General features: G+C 43.8%; 22 protein-coding genes and 4 tRNA genes. 14 read left to right on the top strand and 12 right to left on the bottom strand.

Translation table 11 applies throughout. The features are described 5' to 3' along the window. The first annotated feature begins 124 nt into the window (after positions 1–124). The 10 genes from HHA41_RS02605 (at position 125) to HHA41_RS02650 (ending at position 11,931) form a co-directional block, all read left to right on the top strand. On the top strand, positions 125–1,204 hold the full coding sequence (locus tag HHA41_RS02605; RefSeq protein WP_168460410.1) for a patatin-like phospholipase family protein: 1,080 nt from the start codon (positions 125–127) through the stop codon (positions 1,202–1,204). Positions 1,205–1,330: 126 nt separating this feature from the next. Further along, positions 1,331–2,113, top strand: coding sequence for a bifunctional phosphoribosyl-AMP cyclohydrolase/phosphoribosyl-ATP diphosphatase HisIE (gene hisIE / locus HHA41_RS02610; RefSeq protein ID WP_019836068.1), 783 nt, complete (start codon positions 1,331–1,333; stop codon positions 2,111–2,113). Positions 2,114–2,139: 26 nt separating this feature from the next. Further along, on the top strand, positions 2,140–3,642 hold the full coding sequence (locus HHA41_RS02615) for a UvrD-helicase domain-containing protein (RefSeq protein ID WP_168460411.1): 1,503 nt from the start codon (positions 2,140–2,142) through the stop codon (positions 3,640–3,642). Positions 3,643–3,658: 16 nt separating this feature from the next. Then, positions 3,659–5,032 carry an AAA family ATPase gene (locus HHA41_RS02620; protein WP_168460412.1) on the top strand — a complete coding sequence of 458 codons (1,374 nt, stop codon included), beginning with the start codon at positions 3,659–3,661 and terminating at the stop codon, positions 5,030–5,032. Between the two features lie 665 nt (positions 5,033–5,697). Beyond that, complete coding sequence (locus tag HHA41_RS02625; RefSeq protein ID WP_168417572.1) at positions 5,698–8,535, top strand: monovalent cation/H+ antiporter subunit A; 2,838 nt, start codon at positions 5,698–5,700, stop codon at positions 8,533–8,535. A gap of 4 nt (positions 8,536–8,539) precedes the next feature. After that, a complete protein-coding gene (locus tag HHA41_RS02630; RefSeq protein WP_168417573.1) occupies positions 8,540–8,905 on the top strand; it encodes a Na+/H+ antiporter subunit C in 366 nt (121 codons plus the stop codon). Beyond that, positions 8,905–10,713: a monovalent cation/H+ antiporter subunit D gene (locus tag HHA41_RS02635; protein WP_168417574.1), complete on the top strand. Its 1,809-nt coding sequence runs from the start codon at positions 8,905–8,907 to the stop codon at positions 10,711–10,713. The genes HHA41_RS02630 and HHA41_RS02635 overlap by 1 nt, the downstream gene beginning before the upstream one ends. 2 nt (positions 10,714–10,715) lie before the next feature. Then, on the top strand, positions 10,716–11,249 hold the full coding sequence (locus HHA41_RS02640) for a Na+/H+ antiporter subunit E (protein ID WP_168417575.1): 534 nt from the start codon (positions 10,716–10,718) through the stop codon (positions 11,247–11,249). Beyond that, entirely contained in the window at positions 11,246–11,521 is a 276-nt protein-coding gene (locus HHA41_RS02645) for a monovalent cation/H+ antiporter subunit F (protein WP_104852958.1), read from the top strand. Before HHA41_RS02640 ends, HHA41_RS02645 begins: the two co-directional genes overlap by 4 nt. 11 nt (positions 11,522–11,532) lie before the next feature. Next, a complete protein-coding gene (locus HHA41_RS02650; protein ID WP_168417576.1) occupies positions 11,533–11,931 on the top strand; it encodes a Na+/H+ antiporter subunit G in 399 nt (132 codons plus the stop codon). A 77-nt stretch (positions 11,932–12,008) separates the two neighbouring features. Here HHA41_RS02650 and HHA41_RS02655 read toward each other — a convergent pair whose 3' ends face one another. The 10 genes from HHA41_RS02655 to tpiA form a co-directional block, all read right to left on the bottom strand. Further along, positions 12,009–12,413 (bottom strand): ribosome-binding factor A, encoded by a 405-nt coding sequence (locus tag HHA41_RS02655; RefSeq protein WP_168417577.1) that lies wholly within the window; start codon positions 12,411–12,413, stop codon positions 12,009–12,011. Then, on the bottom strand, positions 12,413–15,136 hold the full coding sequence (gene infB, locus HHA41_RS02660) for a translation initiation factor IF-2 (protein WP_168460413.1): 2,724 nt from the start codon (positions 15,134–15,136) through the stop codon (positions 12,413–12,415). Before infB ends, HHA41_RS02655 begins: the two co-directional genes overlap by 1 nt. 10 nt (positions 15,137–15,146) lie before the next feature. Then, positions 15,147–16,631, bottom strand: a complete 1,485-nt coding sequence (gene nusA, locus HHA41_RS02665) for a transcription termination factor NusA (RefSeq protein WP_168417579.1) — start codon at positions 16,629–16,631, stop codon at positions 15,147–15,149. Between the two features lie 35 nt (positions 16,632–16,666). Next, on the bottom strand, positions 16,667–17,191 hold the full coding sequence (gene rimP / locus HHA41_RS02670) for a ribosome maturation factor RimP (RefSeq protein WP_168460415.1): 525 nt from the start codon (positions 17,189–17,191) through the stop codon (positions 16,667–16,669). A 330-nt stretch (positions 17,192–17,521) separates the two neighbouring features. Continuing rightward, a tRNA-Met gene (locus tag HHA41_RS02675) sits at positions 17,522–17,598 on the bottom strand. Between the two features lie 229 nt (positions 17,599–17,827). Beyond that, a tRNA-Met gene (locus HHA41_RS02680) sits at positions 17,828–17,904 on the bottom strand. Positions 17,905–18,087: 183 nt separating this feature from the next. Next, positions 18,088–18,164, bottom strand: a tRNA-Met gene (locus tag HHA41_RS02685). 46 nt (positions 18,165–18,210) lie between these two features. Continuing rightward, positions 18,211–18,295, bottom strand: a tRNA-Leu gene (locus tag HHA41_RS02690). A gap of 53 nt (positions 18,296–18,348) precedes the next feature. After that, entirely contained in the window at positions 18,349–18,678 is a 330-nt protein-coding gene (secG, locus tag HHA41_RS02695) for a preprotein translocase subunit SecG (RefSeq protein WP_168417581.1), read from the bottom strand. Positions 18,679–18,691: 13 nt separating this feature from the next. Next, entirely contained in the window at positions 18,692–19,483 is a 792-nt protein-coding gene (gene tpiA / locus HHA41_RS02700) for a triose-phosphate isomerase (protein WP_168417582.1), read from the bottom strand. Between the two features lie 277 nt (positions 19,484–19,760). Between tpiA and pilB the strand changes: the two genes are divergently transcribed. From pilB to coaE, 4 genes are read left to right on the top strand one after another with little or no spacing between them, the layout of a single operon-like run. Further along, positions 19,761–21,473, top strand: a complete 1,713-nt coding sequence (gene pilB / locus HHA41_RS02705) for a type IV-A pilus assembly ATPase PilB (protein WP_168417583.1) — start codon at positions 19,761–19,763, stop codon at positions 21,471–21,473. A gap of 30 nt (positions 21,474–21,503) precedes the next feature. Beyond that, entirely contained in the window at positions 21,504–22,730 is a 1,227-nt protein-coding gene (locus HHA41_RS02710; protein ID WP_168417584.1) for a type II secretion system F family protein, read from the top strand. Continuing rightward, positions 22,730–23,590 carry an A24 family peptidase gene (locus HHA41_RS13185; protein ID WP_168417585.1) on the top strand — a complete coding sequence of 287 codons (861 nt, stop codon included), beginning with the start codon at positions 22,730–22,732 and terminating at the stop codon, positions 23,588–23,590. Before HHA41_RS02710 ends, HHA41_RS13185 begins: the two co-directional genes overlap by 1 nt. A gap of 9 nt (positions 23,591–23,599) precedes the next feature. Then, on the top strand, positions 23,600–24,208 hold the full coding sequence (coaE, locus tag HHA41_RS02720) for a dephospho-CoA kinase (RefSeq protein WP_168417586.1): 609 nt from the start codon (positions 23,600–23,602) through the stop codon (positions 24,206–24,208). Here the strand turns inward: coaE and HHA41_RS02725 are convergent. Next, the gene (locus HHA41_RS02725; protein ID WP_168417587.1) at positions 24,205–25,134 is read right to left on the bottom strand and encodes a DMT family transporter; all 930 of its coding nucleotides are present in this window, start codon (positions 25,132–25,134) and stop codon (positions 24,205–24,207) included. The two genes, coaE and HHA41_RS02725, sit on opposite strands and share 4 nt — an antisense overlap. Positions 25,135–25,176: 42 nt before the next feature. After that, a complete protein-coding gene (rlmB, locus tag HHA41_RS02730) occupies positions 25,177–25,926 on the bottom strand; it encodes a 23S rRNA (guanosine(2251)-2'-O)-methyltransferase RlmB (RefSeq protein WP_168417588.1) in 750 nt (249 codons plus the stop codon). Between the last annotated feature and the right edge of the window lie 13 nt (positions 25,927–25,939).

Consider the following 25,939-nt stretch of genomic DNA (forward strand, 5'->3'; position numbering starts at 1 on the left):
CTAAATATCAGCATCACCACAAACAGCTCTATGACTGATCAGTCACCAAGTGATGCCTCTCGCCATTGCTGCAAAAATCTCCACGACTACAATTAATGCACATTTGTAGCGTTATAGATTAAGCATGACTCAGATTTTGCATAAACGTGCCCCTGCCCTCAGTATCCGTGCAGGACATTTGGCCCGCCAACTGATTGAACAAGAAGGTTTACACGCCCAACAGGTTGATATTATTCCTGGTGCAGCAGGTGGCCCCAAAGGCATTGGCATACAAGGGCTAGATCAAGCAATTTTTGGTGAGTTTTTTGCCCAAGCCCCTAAACGCCGTACTGTTGTCGGTTCTTCCATTGGCAGTTGGCGCTTTGCCAGTATTTTGGCTTGGGGCGCAAAACAAGGTACTGAGCGCCTGTCCGATTTATACACCAACCTATATTTTCATAAAAAAATGTCACGCCAAGAGGTGGCTGAGATTTGTCAGAACATGCTGTTTGAACTGATTCAAGGACAGCAACAGCAACTGATCAACCACCCTGACTATCACCTAACGGTCATTTCAGTCAAAGCTCAGCATATTTTCCAAAGTGACCAAGCCTTACCTTTGCTCGCTTCTGTGGCAGGAATTATTGGTAGCAATGCCATTGCACGTAAACACAACCGCTTGTTTATGCAACGGGTCATCAGCCAACCTGCGCAAGGGCAACAGTTTATGGTTGAGGATGATTTTGTCACCCATTACCAGGCCCTAAATGAACACAATGTCGCACCGTGGCTACTCGCCTCAGCGTCTATTCCAGGGGTCATGTCTGCAATTCGTGACATTCCTGATGCGCCAGTGGGCAGTTATCGGGATGGTGGCTTGATTGACTACCACTTAGATTTGCCATACCAAAGTCAGGGCATCGTGCTGTATCCACACTTTACTGACAGCATCACTCCGGGCTGGTTCGATAAAATGTTGAAAAACCGCAAGGCCAATCCTGAAAATCAGGCACGTACACTTTTGCTATCACCTTCGGCAGAATATTTAAGCAGCCTGCCTTTAGGCCGTTTGCCAGATCGTAAAGACTTCACTTTAAAAGGTCTAGATCAAGCGCAGCGAATTCGCTTATGGAAACAGTCCGTAGCAGAAAGCCAACGTTTGGGCGATGAATTCTTGGAAATGGTGGAAAAACAAAACTTCCCACAGTTTATGCAAACGCTTTGACAGCATAAATCTAGCAAGATAATTTAGGTAAATTGTCCTGAATCACGTACACTATAGGGACGATGCAAAATCGTGCGCTTAGAAAATGGCGTCCATACAATTTAAATTAATTTTGGTGAACAACTCATGAATAACTTGCAATGGCTCGATGAAGTAAAATTTAACGAACAAGGATTAGTGCCTGCCATTGCACAACATCATCAAACAGGACGTGTGTTGATGGTGGCATGGATGAACCGTGAAGCCTTGGCACTGACTGCTGAAAAAAATCAGGCTGTATATTTTTCACGCTCACGCAATAAACTATGGCACAAAGGCGAAGAATCTGAACACTTTCAAACTGTGCATGAAATTCGCTTAGACTGCGATGCCGATGTCATCATTCTACAAATTGAACAGCATGGCGGCATTGCCTGCCACACAGGTCGTGAATCTTGTTTCTATCGCAAACTCACAGCCAACGGCTGGGAAATTGTAGATGCACAACTGAAAGACCCAAATCAAATTTACGGTAAACAAGCTGCCAATGCCCACACGCAGGCCATGAGTCAGTCTAAGGCACAAGCTGAACAGGTTGAAGTTTTGGCCTATTTAGGGCAAATGATGAGCGAGCGTAAAACCGCCAATCCTGACTCTTCTTATGTAGCAAAGCTGTACCACAAAGGCTTGAACAAAATTTTGGAAAAAGTCGGTGAAGAAACCGTAGAAGCGATTATTGCAGCCAAAGACTTCAATACCGAAGCCAATGCCAACAATAAAAATGACCTAATTTATGAAGTGGCAGATTTATGGTTCCACAGCATTGTAATGTTGGGTTATTTCGACATTGAGCCGCAAGTGGTACTGAATGAATTGGCACGTCGCCAAGGCTTATCTGGCTTAGTTGAAAAAGCCAACCGCAGCCACTAACGCTTAATTAAAACCAACGCTGATCTGTGTCTGTCATTATCAAGCCCAGCCCGACCTATGAGCAAGCCACTGCCATAGACAACGCACGTCTGGGTAAATCCTTTAAAGTGATTGCCTATGCAGGCACAGGTAAAACCACGACCTTACAAATGATCAGTGATGCCATGCCTGAGCGGCGTGGCATGTATTTGGCTTTTAACAAAGCCATTGCCTCTGAAGCACAGAGTAAATTTCACCGTCAGGTCGATTGTCGCACTTTCCACTCGCTTGCTTACCGCAGCGTTCCACGTGGAGTCACCGACAAATTACGTCTGCCACGCTTAAGCCCTAGCTTTATTGCCAAAGAGTACCGTTTAGAGCCAATTACCCTTAGACGGATGATGGGCGGACGTTATGAAAAATATGTGCTGATGCCAAGTCGATTAGCAAGCTTGGTCGCAAATGCAGTCAGTTATTTCTGCTCGACCAGTTCACAATACCCTGCCCCACGGCATTTACAAGCACCTAGTTGGTTGCACCCAGACGACATCGACACTTTACAAAAACATCTTTACCCTGCGGTAGAGCGGCGTTGGCTGGAGTCGATTGACCCCAATCATCAGGCTGGTATTGGGCACGATATTTACCTCAAACTTTGGGCTTTGTCTGAACCGAACATTCCTGCCGATTATGTCCTGTTTGATGAAGCGCAAGATGCTGACCCGCTCATGTTGGGTATTTTACTCAAGCAACGCAATACGCAGGTGATTTATGTGGGCGATGCGCACCAACAAATTTATGCATGGCGTGGTGCAGTCAATGCTATGCAACAACTGCCCTTGCCTGAATCACGCCTGACCACATCTTTCCGTTTTGGTGAAGAAATTGCGCTGACGGCCAATGCCATTTTAGGCGGACTGAATGAAACCGTGCCTTTGCTTGGCAATCCGCAACTACATTCAAAAGTAGTGAACAAGCCACACACCAAAATGCGTGATGCAATTTTATGCCGTACCAATGCACGCGCAATGGAATTGTTACTGGCAGGTTTGGTTCATGGCGACAAAGTCAGTTTACAGGCCGATCATGTGCGTTTAAACCGTTTTGTTGATGCTGCTGCAATGCTAAAACAAGGCAAACGTGTGACTGATGTGCCTGAACTGGCGTGGTTCAACTCATGGCATGATGTCCATGAATATTGCGAAACTAACGATGGCAGTGACATTAAACCTTTGGTAAAACTGGTGGATGATCATGGAACCGACCCACTCAAACGGGCACTGGCTAAAATTACCCCCATTGACCAAGCTGACTATATTATTTCAACAGCGCATAAAGCCAAAGGTCTGGAATGGAATCGGGTACATATTGAAGATGACTACCAGTTTAAGCTGAATGACAAAGAACATAAAATTAGTGATGAAGAGTTAAGATTACTGTACGTGGCCTGCACACGTGCTAAAGTAAGTTTAAATATTCACCATATTTACGATTTGGTACAACAACTGAAAATAAAAATGCCGACATCGTTACGCAAAGCGGTGGGGTAATTGCAGCAGGTGCGCTATGAAAATTACATCGGTTCATTTCAGACACATCACCCATTTTGCTGACTTAAAACTTGAACTGAATTATCACGATCTTCCCATCACCCTCATTTTAGGCGACCAAAGTGCTGGGAAGACTTCGCTATTACGCTTTAGTTATCAGGCACTGACTTGGTTTGCTGCACGTTATAAAGATTTACGCACTGCGGGTTTGGTCATGCAAGATCAAGACATTATGCAAACGCGCTTACAAGCAAAAATTGATGTGTGTGTCGAGATTCCAGCAGAAATTGGCAGCCTAGCAGAATCAAGCAACACACAAGTTGAAAATACTCAACACTGTGACTGGCAACTGTATAAAACCCTGAACAGCAATGCTGTTGGGGTAAGCAAAGTAGAAACCACCAAACTGGAAAAAATGGTGCAGCTCTATCAGCATGCTATTCGACATGACCCAATGCAAGGTCTACCGCTGATTGCCTACTACCCTGCGGAACGCTTTGTAAATGAAGTCAATTTACTCAATAAAAATAATCCACTGATTTTACAGCCTGGGCATGCCTACGAAATTGCAGCGATTCCTTTCACCACCTTTAGCCGTTTTTTTGAGTGGTTGCGGGAAATTTCTGATATTGAAAATGCCCAAAGTGCGCAATTGCTATACAAGCTGTATCAGCAACAGCAAAGTGAGTTGCCACAGGCACTAAATCAGTCGCTATTACATGCTTACTCACAAATGCATGCACCAAGTTTGCAAGCACTCAAAGATGCCTTACAGATTGTACTGCCTGAAATTGAAGATATTTATCTGCAATATTTGCCAAAGCTACAACTCATGGTGCGTTGTCAGGGCAAAGAATTATTGTATCAGCAACTATCGAACAGTCAGCGCAACTGGATTGCATTAGTTGGGGATGTTGTACGGCGTTTATGTCTGCTCAATCCGAACAGCCTTTATCCGTGTACAGAAGGTGACGGCATTTTATTGATTGATCAGATTGACCATCAACTGGATCAATCACATGCTGCACAAATTTTGATGCGTTTGCATCAAGCTTTCCCACGCTTACAAATTATTGCTACAGGCAACCGTAGCGAACTTTTAGAACAGGCTGAACGCTTTCAGTGCCTAAAACTGGAACACAAACAATTAAACACTATTCATTGGCAAAGCCTACAGCCACAGTTTGCACAAATTTATGCAGATTTACTGGAAACCAGCGTTTCAGAAGATAACTCGCTACAAGAAATAAAAACTGAAGCACAAATAACCAGTGAAATTTGGCAGCAGATTCAAAACCATTGCAGTCCAGAGCAAAAACAGGAACTGCTACGTCGTTTGCAAAATGAAGACAGCCAACCAACAACAGATCAGCTACCTGACTCAATCTAAGCTAAAACTTCAGCTAGATGTAGAGCATGACCATTTATTTTGTACAAAATTTAAGGTTAAGTAGAATATTTCAATAAAATTCAGAGCAAGATGCTTCGGGTCTGTACCATCGGGTATATAATGACTTCGCTGTATGCAGAAAAAATTGATGTTGTTTTATTCATGTAATAAAATCAGATTAATTTTAAACTTTTATAGTAAAATCCGATTTTGCTGTAGTTTTTTAAGTTGCGCAATACAACTTTTTTATATTTTGAATCGTGTCTATCGACCTTTTCATACACGGTGAGTGCTGTAAACTAAAATGCAGCAGGTGTGACATCAAATAAGAAAATAGCCTGACTATTTTCATATTGAACGGATGCATCTAACAGATTTTTAAGCACAGCATTAGCCAAAACCAAGCACAACCCAGTTCGCTGCTTCATACAGCGAAAGATGAGCATATTTTACTGTCTAAGGTCATGCGGCAAGGCAAAATTGATTTTTGCATAGGCTGTTTCTGACTCAAGCCACAACCAATATGCTGGTCAAAACAATAGACAACGTGTCCACACTGGCACGACCAATTGGCTTTCAAGATTGAGTCTTTTGGATGGCATGTTGCTGTCCTGTAATCCTTGAAAGATAAGATTCATCCTTAGGTTTCAAACCTATTCACGACAATGGATATGAGTGTGCTACCGATTATTATATTGTTACCGTTAGTACTAGGCACAACCCTTGTCTCGTGGCTGAAACAGTTTTCGCGCGGGGTAACGGCTTTAGGGGCAATCGGAGTCAGTCTCAGCAGCCTTATTCTGCTACTGACTCAAGCAAAAGCGGTCTTTAATGGCGCAACGATCATTCAAACATGGTCTTGGCTCCCTCAGTTAGGGATTGATTTAAGCTTTCGTCTAGACGCTCTAGGTCTGTTATTTTCTTTGCTAATTACGGGCATCGGTACGCTCATTTTCATCTATGCGTATTATTATTTAAGCCCTCAAAATTCACTCAGTAAGCTGTATGTGCTGCTCATGCTGTTTATGGCTGCCATGCTGGGCATCTCCCTGTCCAATAACCTAATTTTACTGCTGACGTTTTGGGAACTGACCAGTATTTCCTCATTCTTGCTGGTGGGTTACTGGAGCAATTATGAAGCTGCACAACGCGGCTCACGCATGGCACTCACCATTACTGGCATGGGTGGGCTGGCCATGCTCGGTGGTTTCGTGCTGTTAGCACAAATCACAGGCACTTACCAAATTGATCAAATTTTAATGATGACTGAGCAAATTCAGCAGCATCATTTATTTGTACCGACATTATTACTGATTTTATTGGGTGCATTTACCAAAAGTGCGCAATTCCCATTCCATTTCTGGCTTCCGAATGCCATGGCTGCACCGACACCCGTATCGGCCTATCTGCATTCAGCCACAATGGTCAAAGCAGGGATTTTCTTAATTGCACGCCTATTGCCAATTTTTGCTGGGGCAGCGCTGTATCATAATTTGGTCACTTTTATTGGCTTGTTTACCCTATGTATGGCCGCCTTCTTTGCCATTTTCAAAGAAGACTTAAAAGGTTTATTGGCATACTCCACCATCAGCCATTTAGGGCTAATCATGTGTTTGCTCGGCATTGGTTCACCACTGGCAGTGGCAGCAGCAATCTTCCACATCATTAACCATGCCACCTTTAAAGCTGCGCTGTTTATGATTGCGGGAATTATTGACCACGAATCAGGTACCCGCGATTTACGCAAACTCAGTGGTTTGTGGCAATTGCTACCGTTTACCGCCACCTTAACCATGATCACCGCAGCTTCAATGGCAGGTGTACCACTGACCAATGGCTTCTTGTCCAAAGAAATGTTCTTTACCGAACTACTGGCCAATTTGTCAGGCCCTGTCATGCTCATCTCTGCGTTGGTTGCCACACTAGCGGGTATTTTTGCGGTCGCCTATTCTATTCGCCTAGTACATGGCGTGTTCTTTGATGGCCCAATTGGTAAAGATGTACCGAATAAAGATGCACATGAGCCGCCTTTTGGGATGCGTGCACCAGCAACACTCTTGGCGATCTTATGTATTTTAGTCGGTATCTTGCCTGCATTATTGGTCGAACACATAGTCAATAGCACCACACGTGCCAGCACCCAACTGCTCAACTTTGAAGGTGCACATTTAGCCATTTGGCATGGTTTTAATGTACCCCTATTAATGAGTGCGATTGCTCTGCTAGGCGGGATCATCTTCTATTTCTCGCTCGCCAAAGGTGGAAAAATCCGTGAAATTGACCTCGACCCACACTTGGGGCAATTCCAAGGCAAACTGCTGTTTGAATCATTTTTAAAGCACCTGCTACAAGTTTCACGCAAAATCAAACGTAAAACTGAAAATGGTTCACTACAAAGCTATTTGGTGTGGATTATTGTGTTTACCGTGTTTATAGTCGCCACACCTTTGTTGAATCAAGGGTTAAGCACAGGTACACGTGAACTGACCCATGCGCCACTGATTGCTATAGTCTTGTGGTTATTGCTGTTCTCTGCATGTTGGATGATGCTGTGGTTCCACCATGAACGCATCAAGGCTGTCTTAATCAGCGGTGCGGTTGGTTTAGTCGTAACCATGATTTTTGTGGGGCTTTCTGCACCTGATTTGGCACAAACTCAAATCACGGTGGATGTCGTCACCACTGTTTTATTGTTAATGAGCCTATCCCTACTCCCACAATTAACCCCGTATGAGTCAAGCAGTTCACGTCGCTGGCGAGATGCCTTAATTGCGATTGGTGGCGGGATTGGCATTGGCTGGATTGCATGGTTGGTGATGACCCGTGACCATAACTCAATTTCATGGTTCTTCAACCAGCAGTCCATTCCTTTGGGTGGCGGTACCAACGTGGTTAACGTAATTTTGGTCGACTTCCGTGGTTTCGATACCTTTGGTGAAATTACCGTATTGGGCATTGCCGCAATTGGCACACTATGCCTCATGGATGGCATGCGTACACACGGCACCATTATGACCCAAGGCCTGACCTACCGCTTTAACCCATCTCCATTGATGTTGCGTATTACCGCTTCGTGGATTTTACCAATCGCATTGGTGGTGAGTCTGTATATTTTCTTGCGTGGTCACAACTTACCGGGTGGCGGCTTTATTGCAGGTTTAATTACCGCTATGGCTTTAATCATCCAATACATTGCGCTAGGGCAAGATCAAACCGAACAAATGCTAAAAGCCAAATCTGGACGTTTATACGAAATCTGGATTGGCATCGGTTTAAGTGTTGCTGGGCTGACTGGGCTTGCTGCATGGTTCTGGGGACGTCCATTCTTGACCAGTGCACATATTTATGTGAATCCACCGCTGATTGGTGAATTACATCTAGCTTCTGCGGCCTTGTTTGATGTTGGGGTTTATGTGACTGTGGTCGGCGCAGTGATGCTGATGATTTCCGTCTTGGGCGACTCACGTCACTCTGGCATGTCTGGCCCACTTCCAAAGGAGTAATGCAATGATTAGTCTTGAAATTTTAATTGCGTCTGCCATTGGAATGTTAGTCGCGACAGGTATTTATTTAATTTTACGTGCCCGTACCTTTCCTGTGGTACTGGGCTTGGCCATGATTGGCTATGCGGTCAATATCTTCTTATTCAGTATGGGGCGTATTCAATTAAATGCACCTGCTATTTTGACCGAAGCCAGTAAAACCAGTGACCCACTCCCACAAGCTTTGGTTTTAACAGCCATTGTCATTGGTTTTGCTACCACTGCCTTTATTGTGCAATTGGCACTGCGCAGTCGCTATGAAACCGGTAGTGACCATGTCGATGCCAAAGAAGAACATCCGCTGCTAGATCCACGTGAGGATGAGCCATAATGACTGATTTCCTCCAATTTTGGACCCAGCACTCGCCTATTTTTAGCATTCTAATTCCAACCTTTACCGCATTTATTTTAGTGCTGTTGGGTAACCCAGGGTTTGGTTCACTCGCACGTGACTGGCGTCAGCCGTGGCGTCGTGGTATCAGCTATCTTTCGGCTACACTTGGTTTAATCACTGCCATCAGCTACCTGATTCAAGTCAGTAGCGGACAAATTATTATTTATAATTTGAGTGAATGGGCGGCACCGTTTGGCATTATTTTAGTGCTGGATCAATTGTCGGCTTTAATGTTAGTCCTGACGTATGCCCTAGCCTTGCCATTACTGTGGTTCTCCAGCAAAAAATGGGATGAACGTGGCCGCTATTTCCACACCATGGTGCATTTTCTGCTCATGGGACTCTGTGGTGCATTCCTCACAGGTGACTTATTCAACCTGTTCGTTTTCTTTGAAGTGTTATTGCTAGCCTCTTATGTCCTGTTATTACACGGACAAGGTAAAGCACGTTTTCAGCTCGGGATTCACTACGTCACCATCAACCTGTTGGCATCTGCCCTATTCCTGATTGGTTTAGGCATGATTTACGGCAGTGTGGGCAGTCTGAATATGGCGGATGTTGCTCGTCTCATGCCACTGTTAGATACCGATGCTCACAAAATTGCCGTTGCAGGTGGTTTACTGTTATTTGTGGTGTTTGGTATTAAAGCCGCCATGTTGCCTGTAGGTTTCTGGTTACCTAAAACCTATGCCGTGGCTACGACCCCTGTAGCAGCTTTGTTCACCATCATGACCAAAGTCGGTGTTTATGCGATTTTACGGGTCAACGGTACTGTATTTGATGATGCGCTCAGCCATAAAATTCTACAAAACTGGCTGCTGCCAATTGGTCTCATTACCTCTCTCTATGGGGTCATTGGCGCCATTGGTGCAGAACGTCTGCGCCGTTTTGTTGGTTTTATGGTGCTGTCTTCAATTGGCACCATTTTGATTGCCATTTCCATGATGAACACGCAGGCTTGGTCTGCCGCACTGTATTATTTGGTACACAGTACGCTCATTGCTGCTGCGTTCTATCTGCTCTGCGGTTGGATTACTTCACAACGTGGACAATTCAAAGATCATTTCACCATCGCACCACAAATGAAACAGCATAAAGTGGTTGCATTAACATACTTTATCATTGCTTTAATGATGGCAGGCTTACCACCGTTTAGCGGCTTTTTGGGTAAAGTCTTTATCTTACAAGCCACGGCCAATGTCCCTTATCAAGGCTGGATTATTGGCATCATTTTATTGGTCAGTTTGCTGAGTATTATTGCCTTTACTCGTGTTGGTTTTATTCTGTTCTGGCGTGCAACCAAACCTGAAGATGACATTCAAGCTGAAGCTTACCATGAGTATCAAGCACTGCCGGCTATTGCACCGCCACGTAATGACCGTGTGATTTACTTTTTATTGGCAGGCTTGATGCTGTATGTAGTATTTGCCAACCCAATTCAGCACTATATGGCCAATACAGCCCAGCAAATCCAGCATAATGCGGCCTATGAAGCGATTATTTTGAAAAAAGACCGTGCGGGTAATGTGATTAGCGTACAGCCTTATGACCCACTTTATTTACCTGAAACCAAATATGGCGGTGAAAGTCTGGATGCTAATGCACACTTAATTCCATACGTGATTCACCCGAACACTTTGGAAGGTGAACATATTTCTGACTATAAACAACGTCAGATTCAACAGCAAAATCGTCAGGAAGCACAGCAACCTAGCGATACTCAACTCAAACCTGCGGAGCCTTAAACATGCAAAAAACGAGACAAAAAACTTCGTTTTGGGACAGGTTGCTCCCCCACCCCTTTGTTTCCGTGTTGGTCGCACTGAGCTGGCTAATGTTGGCGCATAGTATCTCTGCAGGCAATTTGTTGATGGCTTTGGTTTTAGCTTTACTGATTCCAAAATTAATTCAGCCTTTTATTGCTCGCACGCCCGATATCAAATGGACTGCAGCTATTCAACTATTTTTTGTGGTGCTATGGGATATTATTATTTCCAATGTGCGTGTCGCAAAACTGGTACTTGGCCCGACAGACCGAATGCAGCCAAAATGGTTCCGTGTCCCACTGGAAACTCAACATGAGCAAGTTAACAGTATTCTGGCAATGATCATCACCACAACTCCTGGTACTGTTACCGCAGGTATTGATCAAGATCGTGGTGATATTTTGGTACATGCCCTGAGCACTGAAGATGAAAATGTGGATATTCAGGACATTAAAAACCGTTATGAAAAACCATTAATTGAAATTTTTGGTGCACAAATAGGAGAGAAGGTATGAGCATACTACCCTATGCCCTTGGGATTTGTATGATTGCGATCACCATCTCAATGTTAATGTGCTTGTTCCGCCTGATTCTTGGCCCTTCAATTGTAGACCGCCTCTTGGCATTAGATACCCTGTTTTTAAACGCAACCTGCTTGGTGGTGGTATTGGGCATTTATTGGAGCAGTACCTCATTATTCGAAGGTGCTTTATTGGTGGCGATGTTGGGCTTTGTATCGACAGCTGCACTTGCGCGCTACTTTACCAGTGGCCACGTGATTGATTAAGGAGAATACACATGCAATTACTCATGGAAATTTCGGTGTCATTCTTTTTAATTATTGGGGCGTTTTTTATGCTAGTCGGCGGCATTGGCATGGTGCGTCTGCCTGACTTATTCATGCGCTTACATGCACCAACCAAGTCCAGTACTTTAGGATTAGGGAGCTTTTTAATTGCCGCAATTATTTATGCAGCATTTGAAGGTCGTTTTGGTTTTGCTGAAGTGTTAATTACCCTATTTGCGTTTATTACTGCGCCTGTTTCAGCCAATTTAATGGCGCAAGCAGCTCTGCATTTACGCTTACGTTCAATGAGTGGTAATGTACCTGAAACCTTAGAGCGTCCGTTGCCATGGCAACGCCAACGGCGCAACTTGCGTCGTTATGAAAAAAAGTCTAATGATGATTTAATGTAATACTGAACTTTCATTATTTTCTAACCATAAAAAATGCCACCCTAAGGTGGCATTTTATTTAGAATTTCTCGATTCGATTATTCATCATCTTGCTTAGGTTCTGCAGGTGGCAAATCTTTGACTGCTTCTGCAATTAAACCAAACATATAGTTACCATAAGCATTGGTTTTGTCGTAGTGGAAACGCAAACGCGGGGTAATGCGTGTTTTAATACGACGGCTCAGCTCATGGCGCAAGAAACCTGATGCCTTGTTTAATACATCTAATGTTTCTTTGTTTGCCGCTTCGCTTTGCTCATCGCCTAATTCACGTCCCATTACGGTTACGTACACTTCGGCATATCCTAAGTCTGGGCTCACCTTCACCGCAGAGATGGTCACCAGACCACCTAAGCGTGGATCTTTCAGCTCTTGGCGAATCAATTCAGACAGCTCGCGCTGTACTGAATCGGCCATACGCTTCAGACGTTGACTACCCGCCATTAAAGACTCCGTTTGATCAATTGAACATCGTACACTTCAATCTTGTCGAGTGCTTTGATGTCTTTATAGCCTTTGACTGCAAGACCACATTCCATACCAGCGCGAACTTCTTCCACCACGTCTTTATAGCGACGAAGTGATTCAAGCTCACCTTGGAATACCACCACATCATCACGTAAAACGCGAATCGGTTTGTTACGGTGAAGTACACCTTCCAGTACCATACAACCTGCTGCAGCACCAAATTTACTTGAGTGGAACACTTCACGTACTTCTGCAACACCCAGAATCGTTTCACGGTGTTCTGGTGCAAGCTTACCGCTCATTGCATCTTTCACATCATCAATTAATTGATAGATGATTGAGTAGTAACGAATATCGATACCATCTGCATCTGCTTTTTGACGTGCAGTATTGTCCGCACGTACGTTAAAGCCAAGTAATACCGCTTCAGAAGATTCTGCCAATGTCACGTCAGATTCAGTGATTGCCCCTACACCTGAACCAATCACACGAACACGTACTTCATCGGTAGACAATTCGCCTAACGCTACGATCAAGGCTTCTAAAGTACCACGTACATCTGTTTTCAATACCACATTGACAAATGGTACGTCTTTTTTGCCCATTGATGCCATGATGTTTTCAAGACGCATTGCGCTTTGACGTTCAAGACGTTTTTGACGCTCACGATCCATACGTGCATCTGCAACTTCACGGGCTTTCTTCTCGTCATTCACAACAAGAACTTCGTCACCCGCCATTGGCGCTTCAGGTAAACCTAAAATTTCAACTGGAATTGAAGGACCTGCAGATTTAATACGCTTACCATTTTCATCCGTCATAGCACGTACACGGCCATAAGATGAACCTGCAAGTACTAAATCACCTACATTCAAGGTACCGTTTTGTACCAGAATAGAAGTCACCGCACCACGACCTTTGTCTACACGTGCTTCAATTACCACACCTTGCGCTGCACCTTCTTCAGATGCTTTCAATTCCATCATTTCTGCTTGAATTGAAATTAAGTCAAGAAGTTCATCAATCCCTTGACCTGAATGCGCAGAAACCATTGCAACTGGTACATCACCGCCCCATTGCTCAGGTACGATTTCTTTGGTGGTCAATTCGTTCAATACGCGATCTGGATCAGCCGATTCTTTGTCCATTTTGTTAATGGCCACAATAATTGGCGTACCCGCTGCACGCGCATGGTCAATCGCTTCTGCTGTTTGTGGCATTACACCATCATCAGCTGCAACAACCAATACCACGATGTCAGTTGCTTTCGCACCACGTGAACGCATCGCTGTAAATGCTGCGTGTCCTGGTGTATCTAAGAAGGTAATAATACCTTTGTCGGTTTGTACGTGGTAAGCACCAATATGCTGGGTAATACCACCGGCTTCGCCTGCTGCCACTTTGGCACGACGAATACGATCTAGCAATGATGTCTTACCATGGTCAACGTGACCCATAATCGTTACAACAGGAGGACGAGTCGTTTGAACACCACGTGCCTCTTCTGCTGCTTCAAGTAAGTTATCTTCGGCTTGAGTATCTGAAACCAATACTGGGTTATGGCCCATTTCTTCAACTACAAGTGCCGCGACTTCCTGCTCAATCGCTTGGTTTTGCGTAACTAACTCACCCATTTTCATGAGTGACTTAATTACTTCGCGCACCTTAATAGCCATTTTTGCTGCAAGATCAGCAACAACAATGGTTGCACCAATTTCAACATCATAAACTTGTTTTTTAACTGGTTTTTCAAAGCCGTGCTTATTCGCTTGGCTAGTTTTTAAACCACGTTTATGCGGGTTTTGGCTAAACGATTGCTCTTCTTGGCTACGACGGCCACCTTTTTTCGGTGAACGTGTATTGGTGGTATTGGTACCACGTTTGATTTCGCGGTCTTCTTTCGCGAATGAATCTTCATACGCTTGACCAACCAAACCAGCGGCCAATGGAGAATCATCTACCACGCGAATAGTTGCAGTAGCATCTTCATTTGAATATTTAGATGCCATCTGACGCATTTGTTCAAGCGTACGTTGCTGGGCTTCTTCAGCTGCCTTACGACGTGCTGCTTCTTCAGTCGCTTTCAACTGTGCCGCTTGTGCTTCACGCGCTTTCTTCTGTTCAGGTGTTTCAGTCACCTTCACCGCTTGCTTCACAATTGGCTTGTTGGTTGACTTACGTTTCACCACAACCGCAGCTTTAGCCACTTCTTGCTTCGCTGTTTCTTGTTTTGCTGCTGCACGCATTGCATCTAAAGCTTGTTTTGCTTTTGCTGCACCTGCTTGCGGCGCATCAGCTTTCGCTTGTACTTTTGCAGTCGCTTGCGATTGCTGTTCTGCACGAGCTTTTTCAGCTGCTTCAGCCTGTGCTTTTGCCAGTGCTTCCGCTTTAATTTGTTCAGGGTCTGGCTTTACAAACGTATGTTTCTTACGAACTTCTACATTAATCGTTTTCGCCTTGCCCGAAGTACTTGCCACTTTAGCCGTACTGGTGGTTTTACGTTTCAACGTGATTTGTCCTGCATTACCCTCTTGACCGTGAACCTTTTTCAAGTGGTTCACTAGGGTATTTTGTTGTTCAGTGGAAATAATATCGTCAGCCTTACGCTGTGGTAAACCTGCGTCACGAACCTGTTCCAGGAGCTTCTCAACTGGACGACCTACACTGAGCGCTAACTCTTTAATCGACTTGTCCGTCATACATTACCTCCTAGTTAAACCATGATTCGCGCGCTTTCATAATCAATTGACCCGCTTTATCTGAACCTAAACCTTCAATATCTTCGATATCGTCAGTTGCTTGGTCAGCTAAATCATCAACTGTGATGACACCACGAGCGGCAAGCGCATAAGCGATCTCTTGTGTCATGCCTTCCATTGCCAGAAGTTCGTCACTCGGATCTTGAATATTTTCTTGCTGTTGCAATGCATCTGCCAATGCCACTTCTTTGGCACGGCTTTGTAGCATTTCAACGATTTCTTCATCTAAATCAATTTCGTCAAATGTTTCCGCAGGAACATACGCAATTTCTTCTAATGAAGTGAAGCCCATTTCAACCAAAGCCATTGCCAAGTCTTCAGCAATGTCTAAACGTGAAACAAATAAATCTAAGTACTGTTGTGCTTCGTTTTGCTGACGTGCGTGATACTCTTCTTCAAGCATCATATTCAGCTTATAACCTGTAAGTTCAGACGCTAAACGTACGTTTTGACCTTGTGAACCAATTGCACGTGCTAACTGATCACTGGTTGCAAAAATAATGTCAGCCGTACGTTCTTCTTCATCAATCACAATACCCGATACATCGGCAGGCTCTAAAGCGCTGGCAATATATTGAGCTGGATCATCAGACCATACCACGACGTCAATACGCTCACCATTCAACTCTTGTTGTACTGCTTGGATACGTGTACCACGCATACCAATACATGCACCTACAGGGTCAATACGATGGTCGTTGGTTTTTACGGCAATTTTTGCACGTACACCCGGCTGACGCGCTGCTGCTTTAATTTCGATGATTTCTTCAGAAATTTCTGGAATTTCTTTCTTCATCAAAGCAATCAGCATTTCAGGCTTAGCACGTGACAACAATAATTGTGCACCACGACCTTCACGGTTTACGTTGTACAAAATTGCATTCACACGTTGCTTAGGACGCAAAATTTCTTTGGCAATCATTTCTTCACGCGCCAAATACGCTTCTGCGTTGTCACCTAAATCAATAATAAAACCATCTTTGGTTTGCTTTTTCACTTCACCGTAAATCAGCTCGCCTACTTTGGCTTCATAAGCATCTGCAACCAATGCACGTTCTGCTTCACGAATTTTTTGCACAATCACTTGTTTAGCGATTTGTGCTGCAATACGACCGAAGTCAATCGACTCAACCTCAAGTTCGCGAATATCACCAATTGACCATTGTGCAGGGTCTAGATCAGAAATCGCATCTTGGCATGCAGGCATTTCATGATCTTCATCTGCCACAACTTCCCATTGACGGAAAGTGCGGTAGTCACCTGTTTTACGATCAATTTCCACACGCAAACGTGCTTCTTCTGAGTTTGTGCCTTCGTAGAATTTCTTTTTCGTCGCAGCAACAAGAGCCTGTTCAAGCGCCTCAAAAATTGCCTCACGACTTACACCTTTTTCGTTACTAACCGTTTCAACGACGGTAAGAATTTCACGTGCCATAAGTCACCTATTCGTTCAGATTCTTATTAATTTGATTAATCTTGGTAGATCAGGTTTGCTTTATCAATATTGTGACTATCAATCTCCAATACTTGCTGCTTTTCAACTTCAACCTGAATGGTTTCATTTTCTAGATCTACCGCAACCAATTTCGCTTGAAATTTACGACGGTTATCTACAGCACTGATCAAACGTAACGCGACAGTTTGCCCAATATAAGCAGGCAACTGCTCAAGTTGGAAAAACGGACGATCCCAACCAGGAGAGGATACTTCAAGTGCATATTCACCTGAAATTGGGTCATGCACATCCAACATTGCGCCGACTTGCTGAGTCACACGCACGCAGTCTTGCACACCAATACCACGGCCTTGCTCTAACTCACCATCTTCATTTAAGACAGGTTCAGCATTTTCATCGACCGCTTTGTCGATATAAATACGCAATAAAGAACGCTTACCTTGTGGAATAAATTCGATTCCCCAAAGATCCACATCACATGCTTGCACTGCTGGCGCAATTAAGTCCTGAAGTGCTTGAGTTTTATTTGATAGCTTCATTTACTCTCGTCATTCTGCTGCGGTTCAATGGTCTTATTTGACCACTACACATTCATACAAACTATAGTAGTAGTGAAACATGACACTTTGACTTTAGGCCGCGCACGGCTTGTATCGACACTACACGATAGCCAATAAAAAAGGGCGTAATCGCCCCTATTCTTACACAGCAAAACCAATGTCCACTGTGCAAAAAGGCCCACCTTGTTGTGAGCCTCTTAAGAAATTTGGTAATGGAAACTGGGTCTGAACCAAGTATCTTCGCTAAATATTTAAAGTCATGCTTGAGTAGTGACTTATTAATTAATAGCGTTACCATACTTTCAAAAATGGTAGCGGGAGCTGGATTTGAACCAACGACCTTCGGGTTATGAGCCCGACGAGCTACCAGACTGCTCCATCCCGCATCAACGTGCAAAAATTATATACAAAAATGAATAAGTTTTCAATCAAACTTAGCATCTTTGCCTGACTAAGTTGCACCTTAATCAGTTAAGTCTAACAAGCTTAAGGCTTATTACACTTTTAAATCTTGGTAGCGGGAGCTGGATTTGAACCAACAACCTTCGCCAAGTTATAAAAGCTGAGCCCGACGAGCTACAACACTTTACAACTAAACCTTACTACTTTAAATTTTGGTAGCGGGAGCTGGATTTGAACCAACGACCTTCGGGTTATGAGCCCGACGAGCTACCAGACTGCTCCATCCCGCAACAATATGCAAAAATTCATCTCAACTTTAAATTAAGTTGCCTAAGTTTATTTGCAATTAAACTTAAGATTTGATTGGTAACGGGAGCTCGGATTAAACAAAACCACCTCCGCTAAGTTATAAAAAGCTAAGTCCGACAAGCGAGCATCTCATTTTATGAATAGCAATACCAAACCATTAAAAATGGTAGCGGGAGCTGGATTTGAACCAACGACCTTCGGGTTATGAGCCCGACGAGCTACCAGACTGCTCCATCCCGCATCAACAGATTTGCTGCTCACACCAACTTATGTTCTGGATTACAAGTTGGTGCGGAAGGGGGGACTTGAACCCCCACGCCCGAAAGCACTACCACCTCAAGGTAGCGTGTCTACCAATTCCACCACCACCGCAGCTGTGACGCATTCTAGTCGCATCATGCGCAAAAAGAAAGTGCTAAATAAAATTATTCAGCGCTTTTAGGCGCAGTTGGTGAAGTTTCAGGCGATACAGGTTGTGCTGGTACAGTATTTTGTACGGTCTGCAAACTATATGCACCTGTCGTTTGTTTCTTGGCAAAGACAGCCAAAGTTAAACTGGTGGCAAAAAATAATGCCGTTAAAATTGCGGTCAAACGGGTCAAGAAGTTACCCGAACCCGAAGCACCAAATACAGTTGCAGCACCACCGCCACCAAAAGAAGCGCCCGCATCTGCACCTTTACCATGTTGAACCAAAATTAGTCCAATCATTAAAATGGCCAAGATAATATGTACTACCAGCACAAATGTTTGCATGCTGAACTCCTCATTATTGTGTATTTGCAAAGGCTTGTGCAATGTGATGGAACGATGCTGCATTCAGTGATGCACCACCCACCAAGGCACCATTAATGTCTGGGCAAGCTGCTAACTCTACGGCATTTTCTGGTTTTACACTACCACCATATAAAATCGGTAAAGTCACGGCAAAACTAGTTATTTGGCTTAAACCTTCACGAATTTTAGCATGCATGGCTTGAGCATCTTCAGGAGATGCTGTTTTACCCGTACCAATAGCCCAAATTGGCTCATAAGCAATTACAATTTTCTGCCATTGTTCTGCTTCAACCACTGCAGCGATATCACAAATTTGCTGTAATACCACCTGCTCTGCCTGACCATTTTCACGCTGTTCCAAACTTTCGCCAACGCAGTAAATAACAGTCAACCCCGCCTGCAAGGCATTTTTTACTTTTTCATTCAAAATGGCTGGTGTTTCTGCAAACAGCTCGCGGCGTTCAGAATGTCCGACCAACACATATTCAACCTGGCTATCTTTAAGTAATTCTGCACTCACCTCACCTGTGTAAGCCCCCAAGCCTGCAATACGTGAAAGGTCTTGCGCTACGGTATAAACAGGACGCACTGCATCAGCCAATGCCTCCTGCGTTTGCGCTAATGCCAACGTTACAGGGGCAACACCCAAATGACACTTTTCAGCATCTACAGGACTTTCTTGTAATAATGTTTTAAATTCAGAAATAAGTTGCTGAGCGTCGGCATGCATCGGATTCATCTTCCAATTGCCAACCACCCAAGGCTTAATCGTCGTAGCCGACATAGAATAACCTACAAAAACAATTCATTTAATCGCGCACATTCTACACGCAAATCACATTTCTGCTGAGTTTTTTGTGCAAGCTTTGCATCAAAGCTCAGCATGAAGTATCTTTTCAGGGCAAGACTTACAATTTTTTTAACAGATTAATGTAACTGGTTCATGCTTTTAAGCGATACTTAGGTGGTGACAGCACTTTCAGATATGGTATTTTTATGCAACAAAAGTATAATTTTACGATACCAATTATAAACAATCTTAAATTTGAGGACGTTGGGGAATGTCAGTACAACAAGCTACACCTAGATTCACAGGTTTTATTCGGCGTTTGGTCGAAGATGGGCTCGTTTCTGCTGAAAACATGCAAACTGCGATTGCCTCTGCACAAAAAGAAAAAATTGACATTGTTCCCTATCTCATTCAGAACCTGAATATTTCACCTTTGCTGATTGCTGAAAAAATTTCCAATGAATTTGGTGAACCTATTTTTGACTTAGGTGTCTATGATTCCGCTTTGATTGTGCGTGAAGGCATCGATGAAAAGCTGTTCAGCAAATATTGCCTACTGCCTATTTTTAAACGTAATAATTTACTTTACGTTGCGACCAGTAACCCAACCAATATCGAAGCGATGGATGCGATTCGTTTCAACAGTAAAATGAATGTTGAAGCAATTGTGGTTGAACATGACAAACTGGCCAAACTGATTGAGCAGAACTTCGCAGGTGAATCTGCTTTTGAGTTTGAAGATGATGACTTTGAACTCAACTTTGACGAAGGCGACAACGAACAAGAACAAGCCACAGAAGATGAGCCACAGGGCGATGAATCCCCTATCGTCAAATACATCAATAAATTACTGATTGATGCGATTCGTATGGGTGCCTCGGACTTACACTTTGAACCCTATGAAAAAACCTATCGCGTGCGTTACCGTGTCGATGGGGTGTTACGTCAAATTGCCAATCCACCATTACAGTTAGCCAATCGTATGGCATCACGCTTGAAAGTCATGTCGCAAATGGATATTTCTGAAAAACGTGTGCCGCAAGATGGTCGTATTAAACTTAAACTGTCTAAGAATAAATCCATCGACTTCCGTGTTAACTCCTTGCCAACCTTGTTCGGTGAAAAAATTGTACTGCGTATTTTAGATCCATCTAGCGCCATGCTTGGGATTGATGCCTTGGGTTATGAGCCTGAACAAAAAGCTTTGTTTATGGAAGCTCTGGACAAACCGCAAGGTATGTTACTGATCACAGGTCCAACAGGTTCGGGTAAAACGGTATCGCTCTATACAGGTTTAAACATTCTAAACCGAGAAGACACCAACATTTCCACTGCCGAAGACCCTGTGGAAATTAACCTTGAAGGGATCAATCAGGTTAACGTCAACAATAAAGTTGGTCTGACCTTTGCTGCAGCGCTGAAATCATTCTTACGTCAAGACCCTGACATTGTTATGGTGGGTGAGATTCGTGACTTAGAAACAGCAGAAATTGCAATTAAAGCAGCACAAACGGGTCACATGGTGATGTCAACACTGCATACCAACAGTGCACCAGAAACTTTAACCCGTTTACGCAACATGGGAGTACCATCCTTTAACATTGCGACTTCAGTCAATATGGTGATTGCACAGCGTCTGGCTCGACGCCTATGCTCGTATTGCAAAACACCGTCAGATATTCCAAAACAAAGCTTATTGGAAATGGGTTTTACAGAAGCCGACTTGAACAATCCAGAGTTTCAGGTCTACCAACCAGTTGGCTGTGCTGAATGTCGTGAAGGCTACAAAGGACGTGTCGGTATTTATGAAGTGATGAAAGTCACACCAGAAATTTCCAAACTTATTATGGAGGATGGCAATGCCATCCAAATTGCTGAAGCATCAGCAAAATTGGGGTTTAACAATCTACGTCGCTCGGGGTTACTTAAGGTCATGCAGGGGGTGACTTCACTTCAAGAAGTCAATCGTGTGACCAGTGAATAGATGTAATATTTAAAATAAGGATAAATACGCATGGCTGTCAAAAAAGCACAGATGATGCCCACCTTCGTTTATGAGGGGATTGACCGCAAAGGGGCTAAGCTTAAAGGGGAAATTCCAGCGCGTAATATGGCTTTGGCAAAAGTCACATTGCGTAAACAAGGAATTACCATCAAGACCATTCGCCAAAAGAAAAAGAATATTCTTGATGGCTTAATGAAAAAACGGGTGTCAACGCTCGACATCACGATTTTCACGCGTCAGCTTGCCACGATGATGAAAGCAGGTGTGCCTTTGGTACAAAGCTTTGAAATTGTTGCCGAAGGTCTAGAAAACCCTGCCATGCGTGAAGTGGTACTGGGCATTAAAGGCGAGGTTGAAGGCGGGAATACCTTTGCTGGTGCATTGCGTAAATATCCTCAATATTTTGACAACTTATTCTGCTCTTTAGTGGAATCTGGTGAACAATCAGGTGCGCTGGAAACTATGCTAGATCGTGTTGCGATCTATAAAGAAAAGAGCGAATTGTTAAAACAAAAAATCAAAAAAGCCATGAAATACCCTGCAACGGTCATTGTAGTGGCTGTGATTGTGACCATTATTTTGATGGTAAAAGTTGTTCCTGTGTTTGAAGAATTGTTTAGCTCTTTTGGTGCAGACTTACCTGCCTTCACTAAAATGGTGGTAAACATGTCACAATGGATGCAGAAATATTGGTTCCTGCTGATTATTGTAATTGGTGTCATTATTGCAGGTTTCCTCGAAGCTAAAAAACGGAGTAAAAAATTCCGTGATTTCTTGGACAAAGCTGCACTCAAAGCACCTATTTTTGGTGATTTGGTCTATAAAGCCATTATTGCACGTTATAGCCGTACCTTAGCCACGACCTTCGCTGCGGGTGTACCATTAATTGATGCTTTGGAATCAACTGCAGGTGCAACCAACAACGTGGTCTATGAAGAAGCGGTCATGAAAATTCGTGAAGATGTCGCCACAGGTCAGCAACTACAATTCGCCATGCGCGTTACCAATAAATTCCCAGCGATGGCCGTGCAAATGGTGGCGATTGGTGAAGAGTCTGGTGCACTCGATGCCATGTTAGATAAAGTCGCAACCCACTATGAAAACGAAGTAGATAACGCAGTAGATGGTTTAACCTCGATGATGGAACCTCTGATTATGTCTGTGTTAGGTATTTTAGTCGGTGGTTTGGTTGTGGCCATGTACCTTCCAATCTTCCAAATGGGTTCTGTGGTTTAATGCAAGAATTAATCGCGTATTTCATTCAAAATCCAACTGCTTTGTATATCGCAGTTGGACTTTTTAGTTTATGTATTGGCAGTTTTTTGAATGTGGTCATTTACCGCACACCCAAAATGATGGAGCAGGAATGGCGTACAGACTGCCAAATGCTGTTACATCCAGAACAAGCTATTATTGATGAAAGCAAAATCACGCTAAGCAAACCTGCCTCGACTTGCCCTAAATGTCATACGCCTATTCGTTGGTATCAAAATATTCCTGTCCTGAGCTGGTTAGTTTTACGTGGCAAATGTGGGCACTGTCAAAACCCTATCAGTGCGCGATATCCACTGATTGAAGTTTTAACCGCAGTTTGTGCGTTGATTGTGGTTACAGTATTTGGTCCAACTGTGCAAATGCTGTTCGGCTTGCTACTGACCTATATCTTAATTGCCCTCACCTTTATTGATTTCGACACTCAACTCTTGCCAGATCGCTATACCCTGCCTTTGGCTGCATTGGGTTTAGCGATCAACAGTTATGCCATCTACACCTCACCTACCTCTGCTATTTGGGGTTATGTCATTGGTTTCTTATGCTTATGGGTAGTGTATTACCTGTTTAAAATTATTACAGGCAAAGAAGGCATGGGCTATGGCGACTTTAAACTCCTTGCAGCCTTAGGCGCTTGGATGGGTCCAATGATGTTGCCGCTGATTGTGCTTTTATCTTCTTTGGTTGGCGCTATTATTGGCATTATTCTGCTAAAAATCCGTAAAGAGAACCAACCTTTTGCATTTGGCCCTTATATTGCAATTGCAGGCTGGATTGCCTTTTTATGGGGCGAGCAAATCATGAAAGTTTATTTAGGACAATAAGGACAGCACATGCGTTTTGTTTTGGGTCTAACGGGAGGAATTGGCAGCGGTAAATCTGCAGCCAGTGCATGGTTTGAGACCCAAGGCATTCACGTGGTCGATGCTGATGTTGTCGCACGAGAAGTGGTACAAAAAGGACAACCCGCACTGACCCAAATTCAACAACAATTTGGTGACTGGGTTTTACTTGAAAATGGCGAACTTGACCGCCGTGCCTTACGTGAACATATTTTCAAAGAACCGAGCGCCCGCCAAGCCTTGGAAAAAATTACTCATCCTGCAATTCGTGAGTCAATTATTCAGCAATTGCAGCAGGCCAACAGCCCATATGTGATTTTAGTTTCACCATTGCTCTTTGAAACCAATCAACATCAACTGACGCAACACACTTTACTCATTGATGCGACCGAAGCATTACAAATTCATCGAGCATCTCAACGAGATGGTCAAACGGTTGAACAAATTCATAAAATTATTCAGGCACAAATGCCACGTGCTGAAAAACAGCGCTTGGCCAATGATATTGTGCTGAATGATGGGCATTTAGATCATTTGTATAGCAAACTGGAGGTATTACACCAACAGTATTTAACTCGAGCCAATCAATCCTCACACTAATCTGTGTGTGTTTTTTGCTGCTCTAGTTGTGCTTTTAAGCTATCAGGTCTAGCCCACCAACGCCAAGGTTGCAACGCGCCAATCCCCATCCCCAATAAACCACACAAAATTGCCAGGCTCAGAGGCTCACCCAACAACGGTACTGCAAGAATGGCGGCAATAAATGGCGCCAAAGTCACAACACTACCCGCTTTAAATGCACCTAAACGCTTAATTGCTTCAACATACGTTAAGGTGGCAATAATCACGACGAATACACCATGAAAAATGGTTTGTAGCAATAAATGCATGGGTTCGGGTGCGCCAAGTTGTTTTGGGAAAAACAGGAGGTAGATTGGCACATAAACGATTGCCGACCAGATTGCTACACCTGCCATGGCATGCCATGCTGAGAGCTTCCATTGTCTAAGTAAAACAGTAAAGATGCCCCACCAGATCGCACTGATGAAAAACAAGCCATCCCCCAAACCGAATGCGACACCTGTTTCTTGATACATCAACACACTCATACTGGCAATTGCGGTAAGCATAATCGCAATGCTGATCCAAGTATGTCGATCAAATGGAATACGGAACAACACCCAAGCGGCAATAGCTGTACAGACAGGAATACAACCATTCAGAAAGATAGCGGCATGTGCGGCAGGGACATAATGAAATGCACTATAGGCGGTCAGGCAATAACCCACCCCACCAATCATTGCCAAAATAAATGGCTGTTTTTTCCATAAAAATGCCGTATCTTTTTTCCAGATTAAGATCGGCATTAAAATACAAAAAGCCAAGGCAAAACGTAAGGCAGTAATATCCCAAGCACTGATCTGCCATTGTGCATTTAGCCGTGCGGTTAAGGTAAAACCACCCCAAATACACATGGTGACCAATACCAAGGCATAGCCCTGCTTTTGGGGAGATAAATGAATCACTATGTTAAAGCATCAATCCAATAAAAAATCCAGCATCTGTACTTAGGCTTGGCGCTGGCGACAGGCTTCATAAAGTGCCATTCCCGTTGCAACACTGACATTTAAACTTTGCAAATTGCCTGCCATAGGAATAAATACGGTTTGATCGCATTGTGACTGGGTTATTGGGCGTAAACCTGTATCTTCTGCTCCCATCACCACACATACCGCAGTACCGGTAAAATCGAACTGCTGAATTGGTAAGGCTTTTTCATCCAACATGGTACCCACCACACGCACATTAAACTCTTGTTTCAAATGAGCCAAAGTACGGGCCAAATTGGTGACTTGAATAAATTTGACTTTTTCTGCACCACCCGCAGCCACTTTGCGTGCAGTTGGGGTCAAACTTGCAGAACGATCGCGTGGCACAATCACTGCAGCAACGCCCATTGCGGCAGCCGTACGAATACAGGCGCCTAAATTATGTGGATCAGTCACTTGATCGAGCGCTAAAAGTAATGGCTGAGCGTCCGCTAGCAGCAAACTATCTAAGTCTTTTTCATTCAAGCTTGGATGTGGGCGTACTGCCGCCACCACCCCTTGGTGAAAAGGTAGACCTGCTAATTTTTCTAAACTGTCACGACTGGCTTTTTGCACACTAATGCCAAATGGCTCTGCCAGTTCCAGAATTTTTTGCAAACGCTGATCATCACGCCCTTTTAAGGTAAATAGAGTTAAAACACGCTCTGGCTCAAGCTCCAATAATGACTCCACCGAGTGAACGCCATAATAATATTCAGGTTTTGCCATGAACGACCTCTAA

Origin of the sequence: Acinetobacter sp. A1 (assembly GCF_012371315.1) — a bacterium.
GTDB lineage: Bacteria > Pseudomonadota > Gammaproteobacteria > Pseudomonadales > Moraxellaceae > Acinetobacter.